Origin of the sequence: Polynucleobacter sp. 78F-HAINBA (assembly GCF_018882325.1) — a bacterium.
Classification (GTDB): domain Bacteria; phylum Pseudomonadota; class Gammaproteobacteria; order Burkholderiales; family Burkholderiaceae; genus Polynucleobacter.
Window position 1 is genome coordinate 15,677 of sequence record NZ_JACVOQ010000003.1, and the last position, 12,876, is coordinate 28,552.

The window sequence follows — 12,876 nt, forward strand, 5'->3', positions numbered from 1 at the left end:
CCTGATGAGCTCTGTAGCGTCTGCTTCTACCCCAACTGAAAAAGAAGTACTTTTTCATCCGGAGTTATTGCAGAAGTTTGATATCAATGGGCCGCGCTACACCTCTTACCCTAGTGCCGATCGCTTTCACAATGAGTTTTGTGAGGCTGATTATTTAAGCGCTTTGAAGCGTGTAGCCAAAGTCAATGAGCCGCTATCCCTGTATTTTCATTTGCCGTTCTGTCCCAATATTTGTTACTACTGTGGTTGCAACAAAATCATCACCAAAGACCATGGTCGAAGCGCTAAATACATCAAGTATTTAGCTAAAGAGATGGCAATGGTTTGTACCGCCATGGGTGCTCAGAAAAAAATACCAGTAACTCAGCTACATTGGGGTGGCGGCACGCCAACATTTTTATCTCACGAAGAGATGACGGAGTTGATGCACCATACGCGTGAGCATTTCGATCTACTTCCTGGTGGCGAATACTCGATTGAGATTGATCCAAGGCGGGTGACTGAGGCTGATATTGCCTTGCTTGCTGAGTTGGGCTTTAACCGTATCAGTCTCGGGGTGCAAGACTTCAACCTCGAGGTGCAGCAAGCGGTGCATCGCGTACAGACCATAGAAGAAACTCAAGCAGTAATGGATTGGTCTAGGAAGTATGGATTTAAATCCAGGAGCGTTGATTTGATCTATGGTTTGCCAAAGCAAACACCGGAGACCTTTAAAGAAACCGTCGATGCCGTTCTAAAAATGAATCCTGATCGCCTCTCGGTTTACAACTACGCCCATCTACCGCACATCTTCAAGCCACAACGCAGAATTGCTGAAGCAGATTTACCGGGCGCTGCAGATAAGTTAGATATTCTGTCGAACACGATAGCAAGACTTGGTGAAGTAGGCTATGTTTTTATTGGCATGGACCACTTCGCTAAACCGGATGACGAGTTAGCGATTGCGCAAAAAGAAGGCAAGCTCCATCGAAATTTTCAAGGTTATTCCACGCAAGCTGAGTGTGATCTCTTGGCTTTCGGTATTTCTTCGATTGGCAAGGTTGACGATAGTTACTCGCAAAATGTACGAACTCTAGATGAGTACTATGCAGCTATTGATGATGGCCATTTGCCCACTCTCCGAGGTCTGCAGCTGGACAAGGATGATTTACTGCGCCGTGAACTCATTGGTGAGTTGATGTGCCAATTTGCTCTGGATACCGAGCTTTTTGCCAAATCCCATCAAATCGAGTTCCCAAGTTACTTCAATACAGAAATTGAGGAGCTAAAGCGCCTAGAGGAGGCTGGCCTCCTAGAGTGGCAGGGCGCCAAGATGGTCGTACCGATTAAAGGCAGGCTCTTGGCTAGGCGCGTAGCCATGACCTTTGATCGTCATCTGAGGGAATCTCAGGCTAAAGGCACTTATTCCAAAGTTCTTTGATCGAATAAGCATCAAAAATTGATCGATTTGATCTAGATCAAAAACTCATCGAAACAGTGTTGCTTTAAAGCCAATAAAAAATTTCAGCACCCCATGAATTTGATTTGCATCAAATTCAAACCCCATCTTCAATTTGAAAATAGATTCATCAAATTGATAACAGAAAAGGGGTACATCATGCGTATTAAAACTCTAGTAGCAGCCATGGCAGCAGTAGCTTCATTAGCTCCAATCGCCGCTCAAGCTCAATCTTCAAGCGAAAATCCATGGATGGTTCGTGTACGCGCTGTTGATTTACTTTGGACTAATGGTCAGTCAGGTAGTGTTGTTCAAGGCGCCAATGTAAAAGCAAAAGATCAAATTATTCCTGAGCTCGATATTTCATATTTCTTTACTAAAAATATCGCTGCTGAGTTGGTGTTGACTTATCCACAAACCGTTCAAATTGATGTGGGTGGCGATAAGTTGGGTACGATTAAAGCGTTACCACCATCACTTTTGCTTCAGTACCACTTCACCGATTTTGGTGCGTTTAAGCCTTATGTTGGTGCTGGCGTGAACTATACAATCTTCAGTAGTCGCAACAATTTGGGTAATGGTACATATTCTGTAGATAATTCCAGTTTCGGAGCTGTCGGTCAAATTGGTATGGATTACATGTTTGATAAAAATTGGGGTTTAAACGTTGACCTTAAATACGCAACAATGTCTACAAACGTAACGACAACATCCAATGGAGCAAATGTCGGTAAGTTGACTTTAAATCCTTGGATGCCAGCCGTTGGCGTGACTTACAAGTTCTAAGAATTCAGTTCTTAGTTCTTGAGATGGAGCCCCTTAGGGGCTCTATTTTTTTGTCTGCTCTTTATTGAATAAGGTGATCGATTAATTTCTCGAACTTCCCTTCATCGAAATGTAAATTGTCAAAGCGCTGTATGGCGATATGTTCTGGTGGTTCTACTCTGCGCTTGGTGTATTGCTCCCAGTGTTGAAGTTTGTATTCATCCCTTGGGTCTGCGCGCTTCTCCATGCGACTCTTTGCTTCGCTCTCATCGAGATCTATCCAGGCGATTTTGATGCTGGATACACTGGGCACTCCTAGCTCTTCAGCATTGAACATTCGACCACTTTGGATTTCACTAGAGAATGGCCCTACTAGGATGACGTTGACACCCAGTTGGAGATTTTCTTTAGCGATAGCAATCAATCCGGCGTATTCCCAATCTCTCAGGTTTTGGAGATAGAAGGGGCTATCCCGATCATTGGGATTATTAGTAGTTAACTCCATGACATGGGCGCTATAGGCGCCATAGACCGTATCTTTATCTAAAAAGAAAAAGTTTTCACCCGTCCTCTCCACGATTAGGGGAAGCGCTTTTTTAGCTAGCGTACTTTTACCAGTGCCTGCATGGCCGGCAAAGAGGATAAGTCGAGGAGCGCTGGGACTGAGCTTACAGGTCATTTATCGCTTTATTTGGAGATATTGCTTGAGTAAATTCTACTTCTCAATCCCATGTTTATTGAAAATATTCCACCTTTGGGTGAAGTGACGATAATGTCGCCATGGCTTTAATCGTACTCACTGATGCAAAACTGGCTTTTGGCCACGTTGACCTCCTCGCAAATACTGCTTTCTCATTGGAATCTGGGGAGCGGGTTGGCTTAATTGGCCGCAATGGCACGGGCAAATCTTCCTTGTTGAAGATCTTGGCTGGTATAGAAAAAATGGATGATGGCTTGCTGCAATATCAGCAAGGCCTCCGAATTGCCTATGTTCCTCAAGAGCCGATATTTGAAGCTGAGGAGACAGTGTTTGATGCGGTATCCAAAGGCGTAGCTCAAGCCAAGGCTCTGCGCGAAGAATATGAAGCTCTCAGCGTTGGGGAGTGGGATGATGCGGCTCACCATCGCTTAGATGAAGTGCAATCCCAATTAGAGGCCTTAAGCGGTTGGAATTGGGAGCAGCGCGTTCACGAAACTTTAGATCGTCTGCATCTAGAGGCTGAGGTCAAAATCAATACTTTATCGGGCGGAACTAAGAAGCGTGTTGCATTAGCTCGCGCTCTGGTAGAGATGCCAGAGGTCCTGCTATTGGATGAGCCCACCAACCATTTGGACTTAGATTCAATCTCATGGTTGGAAGACTTGCTTAAAGAATACAAAGGCTCTGTCATTCTAATTACCCATGATCGCGCTTTCTTGGATAACGTTTGTACGCAGATTGTTGAACTTGATCGCGGTATCTTGCGTACCTATCCAGGTAACTTCTCGGCCTACGAAGTATTAAAAGACCAAGAAATGAATTCCGAGTCTTTGGCTAATGCTCGAGCGGATAAATTGCTTGCTCAAGAAGAGGTCTGGATTCGTAAAGGCGTTGAGGCGAGACGTACTCGTAGCGTTGCCCGTATTGCCCGTCTCGAAGCGCTTCGCACAACACGTTCACAAAGACGTGACGCGGTTGGGCAGGTCAAGCTAGCAGTGTCTGCTGGTGATAGAAGCGGCAAGATTGTTGCCGACCTTCAGAATGTCTCTAAGTCTTACGATCGCCCAATTGTGAAGGATTTCACAGCAACGATTTTGCGTGGCGATAAAGTGGGTTTACTTGGCCCCAACGGCGCCGGTAAGACTACGCTCCTTAAATTGATTCTCGGAACGATTGCGCCAGACTCCGGTACGGCAACAATGGGTACCCGTATTGAAGTGGCCTATTTTGATCAGATGCGCGAAGGTCTTGATCTCAATGCTTCACTTGAAGATTACATTAGCCCAGGCAGTGAGTGGATCGAAATCAATGGCAATAAGAAACATGTTAAGAGTTATTTAAGCGATTTCTTATTTGCACCAGAGCGCACCAATTCACCAGTAAGTACTTTGTCCGGTGGAGAGCGGAACCGCTTATTATTGGCGCGCTTATTTGCACGCCCTGCAAACGTCTTGGTTCTGGATGAGCCAACCAATGACTTGGATATTGATACCCTTGATTTGCTTGAGCAGCTGTTGCAGGACTATAAGGGCACCGTGTTCTTGGTTAGTCATGATCGTTACTTCTTGGATAACGTAGTTACCAGCATCATTGCTAATGAGGGTGATGGATTCTGGCGCGAGTATGAGGGTGGCTACGAGGACTGGAAGATTCAGAAGGCGCGCTCAGACAAGATTCGTGCAGCAAATGGTGGTGCTAAGGCTGAACCAAAGCAAGATGTAAAAATTGAGTCTAAAGTTGAAGCTAAGCCTGTAGCTGCAAAGGCTGGGGTGCAAAAACTCAACGGTAAAGAGCGTCAGGAGTTAGAGGTCTTGCCTTTGCAGATCGAAACTTTGGAGACAGAGCAGGCGGATATTGGGATTGCGATGAGCAACCCTGATCTCTATAAAAATGAGCCTGAATTAGCTGCCAGTATGCAAGCGCGTCTATCTGAAATCACTGCTGATCTCGATATCAAACTGCAGCGCTGGGAGTTACTACTAAGTCGCTCGGAATCTTAATGTAACTTGAGACGCTTGGATTTGAGCCGTGACAATGCCTCAAGTCCAAAAGAGGCTACAAGAGCAATCAGTAGGGCGATAGCGCTAGATGGCGCAGTCTTCATCGTATTCATTAGTAGCGCAGTGAATAGACCTAGATTGATTGCAATCGCACACCACAGAATTTTTGGGTTCGCTCCAGTCAGTCTGTGTACGCGAATATGTCCGTAGGTAATCACCGCATAAACCAATAGAAAAGCGAGGCTAGCCATTTGACCCACTTCACTCAAAGGGAAAATTAAGGCCAAGACAATGACGCCAAGCGATGAGATGGTAAGCGCATGAAGATTGCTCTTTAGTACGGTATTCCCCAGGGCGCTAGAGACTTCGTGCTTTTCTGCAAGGTCAGCTGCAATATTGGAGGCTGCAAAAATAGTAGCATTGACCGCTGCAGCACAGGCGAGCAATGCCGAAATGCTAATGACAATAAGTCCAAGCTTGCCTGCCACTAATTTTGCCGCATCAGCTAGTACGTGCCCATTATCTAATTGAATGACATTGAGGGGCATCAGTATCACAACGGCCATACTCACTGCTAGATAGGCAATCGTCACTAAGATCAGTGCGGAAAACATTGCTAGAGGCAATTCTTTTTGCGGACTCTGCATTGCTGATGAAGAGTTGGTTACCACGCCAAAGCCTTGGAAATTAATATAGAGAATGCCAGCTGCCACCGCTATTCCCTCTATGGAGCCTCCAGCCATGTGATAACTCTTGAAGTCTGCATGATTAAATCCCATTGCTGAAAAGACTAAAAGGCTAATCACAACCAGTCCAATGGCAAATGCTTCAGCCTTGCCAACCAGGCTAGGCCCGAGAAGATTTAGAAATGTACAAATCAAGATGATTGCCGCAGTAATGCATTTCAGGAGAATGGGCGAGAGATTGCCGCCAAAAAGTGTATTGGTGTATTCGACAAAGCCAGCCGCGTATAGGGCGGCAGCAATTAAGTAGGCGATATATTGAAATAGATTGATGCCGCCAGAAATAATTCCAGGTCCAAAACTCATTACCGTAAAAGTGGCAGCTCCGCCACTACTTGGATAGGCGGCGCCGAGTTTTGCGTAAGAATAGACTGAGAAAGAGGCTGCAATAGCGCCAATCAGAAAAGCGAGTGGCACATGAGTGCCTGCATGCGAACTTGCTAAGCCAAGCAGGGAATAGAGGCCTGCGCCCATCATCCCGCCGATGCCTAGTGCGGTCGCAGAAAAAAGACTAATACCCTTGGTTTGTTTGGGATTGCGTTTAAGTAAGTCTGAGCTCAATGGCGCTTAACCTAAGTTCGTGCGCAGCAGTTGGCTGCGTAAGCGGGTGATTTCATCTAAGAGATCGAGCGCTAAAGCAACCCCAGGAGTATTGAGTTCCAAGTCATGGGCAAGATGTGCGGCAGTTTTTGCGCGCTGAAGTGAATCTCCACTAAAGCGCCAATCTTCTGGAGATGAGCCGGTGGGGCTTAGAACGCCTTCGGTTACCCAAGACATGATGAGATCCTCTGGTGCGCGTGTAGCTTGTGAAATCTCCACAATGCTCATATGCACCTCTTCTTCAACAAGACTGCCTTCAATCCAGGTGATTTGTGTTTGTGTCATATTCATCATCCCTTCAGGTGGGTTCTAGGGTTGAAATCAAAAGCTTTCTCTAGTGCTTCATAAGCCTCTTTCTGCGCATCGGTATCGGCACCGGGTAAAACAATGTTAGGCACTACATATAGGTCACCAGCTTCTTTGCTGGGGATTCCTTTTTCTTTGAGTCGCATCTTGCGACCTGCTGCTGTCCCAGCTGGAATCTTTAATTCCAAAGTAGAGCCTGACGGGGTGGGGATGTTGACGGTTGTCCCGAGGGCAGCTTCCCATGGGGCAAGTGGCAGATCAAGATAAACGTCTTTGCCATCTATGCGGTAAATTGGATTTGGGTGGAAATCGATTTCAAGATATAGGTCGCCTGCGGCACCAGAGCCCATACCCGGACCACCTTGGCCAGCTAAGCGTAAATTTTGTCCGGCCTTAATGCCCTTTGGAATGCTGACATCCAATTTGCGCTCTTGTGTGCTGACATGCCCGTTGGCATCTTGAGTTGGCATGTGCAAGGCAATGGTGCGTTTTGCGCCATTGTAGGCATCGGGAAGATCAATCAATATTTTGGCGTGATGATCTTGGCCTTTGAAGTCCATGCCTTGTCGTGGGTTGCCACCACGACCGCCTTGACGATGCCGACCTCTACCAAAGAGTGATTCAAAGAATTCACTTTGATCACCTTCGTAGCCACCACCAAATCCACCATGACCACCACCAAAGTTGCCATCAGAGTATTCAAATCCTTCATTCCAATTTGGTGGTGGAGTGAAGTCTTGACCATTCTTCCAATTGGCACCCATGCGATCATAGGCTGCACGCTTTTCGGTATCTTTAAGAACGGAATAGGCCTCACCGACCGCCTTGAATTGCTCTTCAGCACCAGCTTCTTTATTCACGTCCGGGTGGTATTTGCGAGCCAGCTTGCGGTAAGCCGCTTTAATCTCTGCTTCGGTTGCGCCACGCGCCACGCCGAGTGTTTCGTAGTAGTCCCTGAATTTCATAATCCCAATGAATTCCTGATTAAATCAACAAGCTCAATTCTACAGTCCTCAGCAGCGATTTCTAGCTTCTTTCGGGCAAAGCAAAAGCGGGCATTTTGCCCGCCTTTACCGATCTTTAGCTGCAACTGGGTTTAACTCATTACCCCGATTTGCCAAGGCACAAACTCATAATCTCCCAGACCTAATAATTCGCTTTTAGAGGCCTCTCCTGAGGCTGTTCTGAGGAATAGTTCAAATATACGTTGTCCCATCTCCTGAACTGAAACGGTGCCATCCAAGATCTCACCACAATTGATGTCCATATCTTCGGTAAGCCGCTCATACATCGGTGTATTGGTGGCAAGCTTGATGCAAGGAGCCGGCTTTGATCCAAACATGGAGCCACGTCCCGTAGTGAATGCAATCAGATTTGCGCCACCAGCAATTTGACCGGTTGCGGAGACAGGATCAAAACCTGGCGTGTCCATAAATACAAAACCTTTGGCTGTTACTGGCTCTGCATATCGATAGACTTCCATTAAAGGACCAGTGCCGCCTTTCATGGAGGAGCCAAGTGACTTTTCAAAGATATTGGCTAGGCCACCGATTTGATTTCCGGGGCTAACTTGCCCGTTAATTTGAACATCGCGACCAACAGAGTACTCATCTTTCCACCAACGAATACGCTGGATTAATTTTTCACCAATGGCTTTGCCCGCTGCTCTACGAGTGAGCGTGTGTTCAACACCATAAATCTCCGGTGTTTCAGAAAGGATGCCCGTGCCACCATGGCGAGACAAAATATCAATCGCGGCGCCTAAGGCTGGGTTCGCTGTAATTGAGGAGAATCCATCTGATCCACCACATTGCAAGCCAACACAAAGATGGCTTGCAGACACGGTCTGACGCTTTGCCTTATTAGCTTCAGGAAGAAGTGCTTTGACAGCTTCAATTCCTGCCTCAATAGTTTTGCGTGTGCCACCAGTTTCTTGCATGATGAAGGTATGCAAGGTAGAGTTTTCCTGCAGAGCCTCTTGTTCCATCAATCCTTTGAGCTGATTGCGCTCACAACCTAAGCCAATGATCAGGGCGGCGGCGAGGTTGGGGTGCTGTGCATAGCCCGCCATCGTTCTACGTAGCAGTTGCATTGGTTCACCACTCATTTCCATGCCGCAACCAATGCCATGACTAAAGGCGACAACACCATCAATATTGGGAAAGTCTTTTAAGCGTTCAGGCGTAAACCATTCCGCTATTTTATTGACGACCGTTGCAGAGCAATTGACTGTGGACAGGATGCCAATGAAGTTACGAGTACCCACTTTCCCATTTGCGCGGACGTAACCTTGGAATGTTGCGCGTTCAGATTCTGGCAGAAGGGCGGTGGGTTTGTATTCGCTGGCATAGGCATAGTCGCGATCGAATTCACGAAACTCAGTGTTGTGGCTATGAACCATGGTGCCAGCTTCAATATCGGTATTGGCAAATCCCACGGTCACGTTGTATTTTAGGATGGGCTCGCCTTTTGCAATTTTTTTGCTCGCAATTTTGTAGCCTGCGGGAACCTGACTGCGACTGGTGAAATTCTCGCTTGGCACCGCTTCACCAATCGCTACATCCACCCTTGCAACGACGATGTTGTCATTTGGATGAAGGCGAATAATGGGGCCAATTAGGCGCTTTTCTGAAATCTCGATCATGGGGGTGTCTTCAAATTGATGGGTTCGTCAGTTGGGGGATCATCGTAAGACGCAAACGGCAAATTTTTAATGACTCAGGTCAAAGATAATGACTTCAGCCTCATTGCCGCCGCCGACAAGTAAGTCACTTTCGTTTTCTATTAGCAGGGCATCGCCACCAGACAGGGGGACACCGTTGATCTGTAGCGAGCCCTTCACGAGATGAACATAAGCCTTGCGCAATGGATCTAACTTCAATTGCTGGGACTGAGGCCCATCGAAAAGGCCTGCATACACCCTCGCGTCTGCATGAATTTTTACCGCATTGCCCGATCCATCGGGAGACGCAATTAAGCACAGCTTTCCTTGCTTATCTGCAGATGGAATAGATTTTTGCTCGTAACTGGGCGGAATATCCGTGAGGTCTGGCTCGATCCAAATTTGTAGGAAATGGGTGGTTTGATCTTTAGCGTGATTGAACTCGCTGTGGGTAACGCCTGTTCCAGCACTCATGCGCTGAACATCCCCAGGTGGAATACCTTTGACATTACCCATGCTGTCTTCATGAGCTAATTCACCAGATAAAACATAGCTAATGATTTCCATATTGCGATGACCATGCTTACCGAAACCCATGCCTGCAGCCACCTGATCATCGTTGATCACCCTTAAATTACCCCAGCCCATGAATTGAGGGTCGTGATAACCGGCAAAAGAGAAAGAATGAAAGCTTTTAAGCCATCCATGGTCAGCATAGCCGCGGTCTTGTGCTTTTCTGAGGGTGAGCATGATGAAGGTCTTTTCTGGAATGGGGTAAGCACATTATCATTAGCTTTTGACATATTTGCTGATTGGCCTTCCATGGGAAGTATCAAACAAGACATTAAAGAAACCTACTTAGGGATCTACGAAACTGCCCAAGAAAAGTGGGGGGACCTCACGCAGTTTTTAGGAGAGGCTTGGCCCTTGCTGTTGATTTTATTGTTTGGGTTGATGGGGGTCTGGTGGTATGCCGATCCGCCACCGCCGAGACATGTTTTGATGGCAACAGGTCAGTCTGGCGGATCTTACGACGTCTTGGGCAAGAAATACGCTGCTTTTTTTGAGAAAAAAGGAATCACTCTCGAACTTGTTCCAACAAAGGGTGCGCAGGAAAATATCGAATACTTAGCGGATCGTAAAAATCCTGTTCAGGCTGCTTTTGTACAAGCAGGTGTTTTTAGCCCCCATGGAATTGAAGGGGTGCAATCCTTGGGAGCTATTTCTTATGATCCGATTTGGTTGTTCTATCGCGGCAAGGAGGTAAAGGAGGATAACTTTCAAGAGATTAAAGATCGATCTCGTTATTTTCTAAACTCCAAAATGTCTGTGGGTGAAAAGGGCAGTGGAACGTATGCTCAAGCAATGCAGATTCTAAAAGTGAATGGTTTTGAAAAAGGAGCCCACTTTTTTTATCTATCAGGATCAAAATCTGTTGAAGCTTTGCAAAATGGTGAGATTGATGCTGCGTTTATCGTTGACGCTTATGAGGCCCCAAATGTGCAGACACTGCTAGCAGATCCAAGTTTGCATTTGTCCGCATTTCCTCGGGCAGAGGCTTATTCTCGCTTATTCCCCTACATGCAAATTCTAAATGTTCCTACTGGTGGATTTAGCTTGATACGCAACTTCCCTTCTAGGGATATTAAATTGATGGCCTCTACTACCAATCTACTCATTGACGACAGAATGCATCCAGCGTTGCAGTTTTTATTCTTAGAGGCTGCGCGTGAGATTAATGGCAAGGCCACTTTCTTTTCGGGGCACGGTGAATTCCCGACCTTTAAAAATACTGGTTTTCCAGAAAGTCCTGTAGCGCTGCATTACGAAAAAAATGGCTCACCATTGCTGATGGCTTACTTGCCTTTTTGGCTTGCGGAGTTGATTAATCGTTTGATATTTGTATTGCTGCCTTTTTGTGCAATTGCCTACCCAGTGCTTCTCACTTTGCCTGGATATCGTAATAAGCGTTTACGCCGAAAAATTGATCGGCTATACGGCACCCTTAGGGCTTATGAGCAGGAGCTGACAGGGAATTTTCAAGTATTGGCAAAAGATGAGTATCTCAAGAAGTTGGACTTGCTTGAGTACGAGGCTTTGCAATTAAAAGTTCCCAAGAGCATGTCTGGTGATTACTACACCTTGCGTACCAGCATCGACTATGTTCGAAACTGCCTCAATCGAGGTGTTCAGCCCTACCAACTCGAAGAAAATTCTGATGGCGTATAGTTTGTTCATGCTAATGAATATATGGCTCCTATGAAACCCTACGATCATCCTGCTCGAAAACAGTTGCACGAAGAAGTGCATGCCAGGCCGCCTATTGCGCTTTGGCCAAATGAGAGGGTGCTGTCTCAATCCTTTCTGCTTGATGCTAATTCTCGTCAGACTCAGATTGAGTGGATTCAAAAGCTTAGTTCTGTACTAGGTATTCCCAATGACCATGAACAAGACCATTCTTTTAAAATGCTCACTCTGGCACCCGAGCCCGAGAGAGTGCTGATTAAATGGGAATTGCATGGTGAATTTGCAACCATTGCTGCCATTACGCATAATCCCGTCAAAATTGCTGGACCACTATTAGAGTCACGCCTTGTTCTTGAGAAGAACTTGGATGAGTTGCTTCAAAGCTTGGGTTGCCCAACAATTGTCGAGGCAGGCGGTGAAAGAATTTCTGCCTTAGATCTCGCGTTTGAGCATCGCCCTCTATTCACAGAGGCGCAAGAGGTGTCTGCTATTTTTAGTGGAAATACCGTATTGGGTAGTTACATCCTATCGAGTAAAAAAGCCCAGTTGTGGACGGATTTGCGTTTGGATGAGGATGGCTATATTTCTTACTTTATTCCGCACGATATTTTGGGTTCCCGGCAGGCTGGTCGTATAGCGCGAGCCCTCGCTGAAGCTGAAACTTATCGGATGGCTGCCATGATTGCCTTCCCCGTGGCCAAGAGTCTCTCCATGCCGCTCAGAACTGCAGAGTCAGAATTAGCGGATTTATCTAAAAATATTTCTCAACTCCAAACTGAGCCAGGTGTCCATACTGAAAAAGATGGGCAGTTTTTAGGAGAGCTTTCTCATTTAGCTTCAAGAGCAGAGCAGTGGATATCGGGATATGGCTTACGTTTTACTGCTGCTGAGGCCTATAGCCAATTACTGAGTAAAAACTTGTATGAGCTTGCAGAGTCTCCTATTCCGGGTGTGCAAACCCTGTCCGAGTTTATGGATCGACGTTTCCAGCCTGCCATGGGTACTTGTATTTGGACTCAGCGTAGATTAAAAGAATTGTCGGATCGCATCTCGAGAACAACGCAAACTCTGCGAACGCGTATTGAGTTTGTTAATGAAGAGCAGACGCAAAAATTGCTCGCTAGTATGGACCAGCGCGCACGCCTGCAATTGCGCTTACAGGAGACTGTGGAGAGCCTATCAGTTCTGGTATTGACTTACTATGCCGTGAGCTTGTTGGCTTATGTTGCCAAGGGCGGCAAAGAAGCTGGGTTTGCGATTCATCCAGAAATTATTGCTGCGATTGCCGCTCCAGTAGTGGCGGTCATCTTCTTGTTCATTAGTAAGCGACGACGCAAGAGAATTGTTGAGATGGGTAAATCCCTGTAGGCATTAAAAAAGAGGCCTAGGCCTCTTTTTTAATTGATACAAAGACT

The 12,876-nt window shown here is 46.4% G+C and carries 11 protein-coding genes; 5 read left to right on the forward strand and 6 right to left on the reverse strand.

Annotated features, from left to right (window positions below; all coding sequences use genetic code 11):
* Window positions 1-4 precede the first annotated feature (4 nt).
* A complete protein-coding gene (hemN, locus tag ICN11_RS03710) occupies window positions 5-1,420 on the forward strand; it encodes an oxygen-independent coproporphyrinogen III oxidase (protein WP_216229217.1) in 1,416 nt (471 codons plus the stop codon).
* A gap of 177 nt (window positions 1,421-1,597) precedes the next feature.
* A complete protein-coding gene (locus tag ICN11_RS03715) occupies window positions 1,598-2,224 on the forward strand; it encodes an OmpW family protein (RefSeq protein WP_216229218.1) in 627 nt (208 codons plus the stop codon).
* Window positions 2,225-2,285: 61 nt separating this feature from the next.
* On the opposite strand, the gene ICN11_RS03720 is transcribed toward ICN11_RS03715, so the two are convergent.
* Complete coding sequence (locus ICN11_RS03720) at window positions 2,286-2,882, reverse strand: ATP-binding protein (protein ID WP_216229219.1); 597 nt, start codon at window positions 2,880-2,882, stop codon at window positions 2,286-2,288.
* A 101-nt stretch (window positions 2,883-2,983) separates the two neighbouring features.
* Between ICN11_RS03720 and ICN11_RS03725 the strand changes: the two genes are divergently transcribed.
* Window positions 2,984-4,903: an ATP-binding cassette domain-containing protein gene (locus tag ICN11_RS03725; protein ID WP_216229220.1), complete on the forward strand. Its 1,920-nt coding sequence runs from the start codon at window positions 2,984-2,986 to the stop codon at window positions 4,901-4,903.
* On the opposite strand, the gene ICN11_RS03730 is transcribed toward ICN11_RS03725, so the two are convergent.
* From ICN11_RS03730 to ICN11_RS03750, 5 genes are all read right to left on the reverse strand, one after another.
* On the reverse strand, window positions 4,900-6,207 hold the full coding sequence (locus tag ICN11_RS03730) for an APC family permease (RefSeq protein ID WP_216229221.1): 1,308 nt from the start codon (window positions 6,205-6,207) through the stop codon (window positions 4,900-4,902). The genes ICN11_RS03725 and ICN11_RS03730 overlap by 4 nt on opposite strands.
* Before the next feature lie 6 nt (window positions 6,208-6,213).
* Entirely contained in the window at window positions 6,214-6,531 is a 318-nt protein-coding gene (locus ICN11_RS03735) for a chaperone modulator CbpM (protein ID WP_216179234.1), read from the reverse strand.
* Between the two features lie 5 nt (window positions 6,532-6,536).
* Complete coding sequence (locus tag ICN11_RS03740; protein WP_216229222.1) at window positions 6,537-7,517, reverse strand: DnaJ C-terminal domain-containing protein; 981 nt, start codon at window positions 7,515-7,517, stop codon at window positions 6,537-6,539.
* 131 nt (window positions 7,518-7,648) lie between these two features.
* Window positions 7,649-9,196, reverse strand: a complete 1,548-nt coding sequence (locus tag ICN11_RS03745; RefSeq protein WP_216229223.1) for a UxaA family hydrolase — start codon at window positions 9,194-9,196, stop codon at window positions 7,649-7,651.
* Between the two features lie 66 nt (window positions 9,197-9,262).
* A complete protein-coding gene (locus ICN11_RS03750; RefSeq protein ID WP_216229224.1) occupies window positions 9,263-9,964 on the reverse strand; it encodes a pirin family protein in 702 nt (233 codons plus the stop codon).
* Between the two features lie 72 nt (window positions 9,965-10,036).
* Between ICN11_RS03750 and ICN11_RS03755 the strand changes: the two genes are divergently transcribed.
* A complete protein-coding gene (locus ICN11_RS03755) occupies window positions 10,037-11,443 on the forward strand; it encodes a TAXI family TRAP transporter solute-binding subunit (RefSeq protein WP_216229225.1) in 1,407 nt (468 codons plus the stop codon).
* 30 nt (window positions 11,444-11,473) lie between these two features.
* On the forward strand, window positions 11,474-12,829 hold the full coding sequence (locus tag ICN11_RS03760; protein ID WP_216229226.1) for a DUF3422 domain-containing protein: 1,356 nt from the start codon (window positions 11,474-11,476) through the stop codon (window positions 12,827-12,829).
* The last annotated feature ends 47 nt before the right edge of the window (window positions 12,830-12,876 follow it).

What these genes read in the sequence shown, in the direction of transcription:
- hemN (WP_216229217.1), top strand. Translation starts at nt 5, where the DNA reads ATGAGCTCTGTAGCGTCTGCTTCTACCCCAACTGAAAAAGAAGTACTT.
- ICN11_RS03715 (WP_216229218.1), top strand. Translation starts at nt 1,598, where the DNA reads ATGCGTATTAAAACTCTAGTAGCAGCCATGGCAGCAGTAGCTTCATTA.
- ICN11_RS03720 (WP_216229219.1), bottom strand. Translation starts at nt 2,882, where the DNA reads ATGACCTGTAAGCTCAGTCCCAGCGCTCCTCGACTTATCCTCTTTGCC.
- ICN11_RS03725 (WP_216229220.1), top strand. Translation starts at nt 2,984, where the DNA reads ATGGCTTTAATCGTACTCACTGATGCAAAACTGGCTTTTGGCCACGTT.
- ICN11_RS03735 (WP_216179234.1), bottom strand. Translation starts at nt 6,531, where the DNA reads ATGACACAAACACAAATCACCTGGATTGAAGGCAGTCTTGTTGAAGAA.
- ICN11_RS03740 (WP_216229222.1), bottom strand. Translation starts at nt 7,517, where the DNA reads ATGAAATTCAGGGACTACTACGAAACACTCGGCGTGGCGCGTGGCGCA.
- ICN11_RS03745 (WP_216229223.1), bottom strand. Translation starts at nt 9,196, where the DNA reads ATGATCGAGATTTCAGAAAAGCGCCTAATTGGCCCCATTATTCGCCTT.
- ICN11_RS03750 (WP_216229224.1), bottom strand. Translation starts at nt 9,964, where the DNA reads ATGCTCACCCTCAGAAAAGCACAAGACCGCGGCTATGCTGACCATGGA.
- ICN11_RS03755 (WP_216229225.1), top strand. Translation starts at nt 10,037, where the DNA reads ATGGGAAGTATCAAACAAGACATTAAAGAAACCTACTTAGGGATCTAC.
- ICN11_RS03760 (WP_216229226.1), top strand. Translation starts at nt 11,474, where the DNA reads ATGAAACCCTACGATCATCCTGCTCGAAAACAGTTGCACGAAGAAGTG.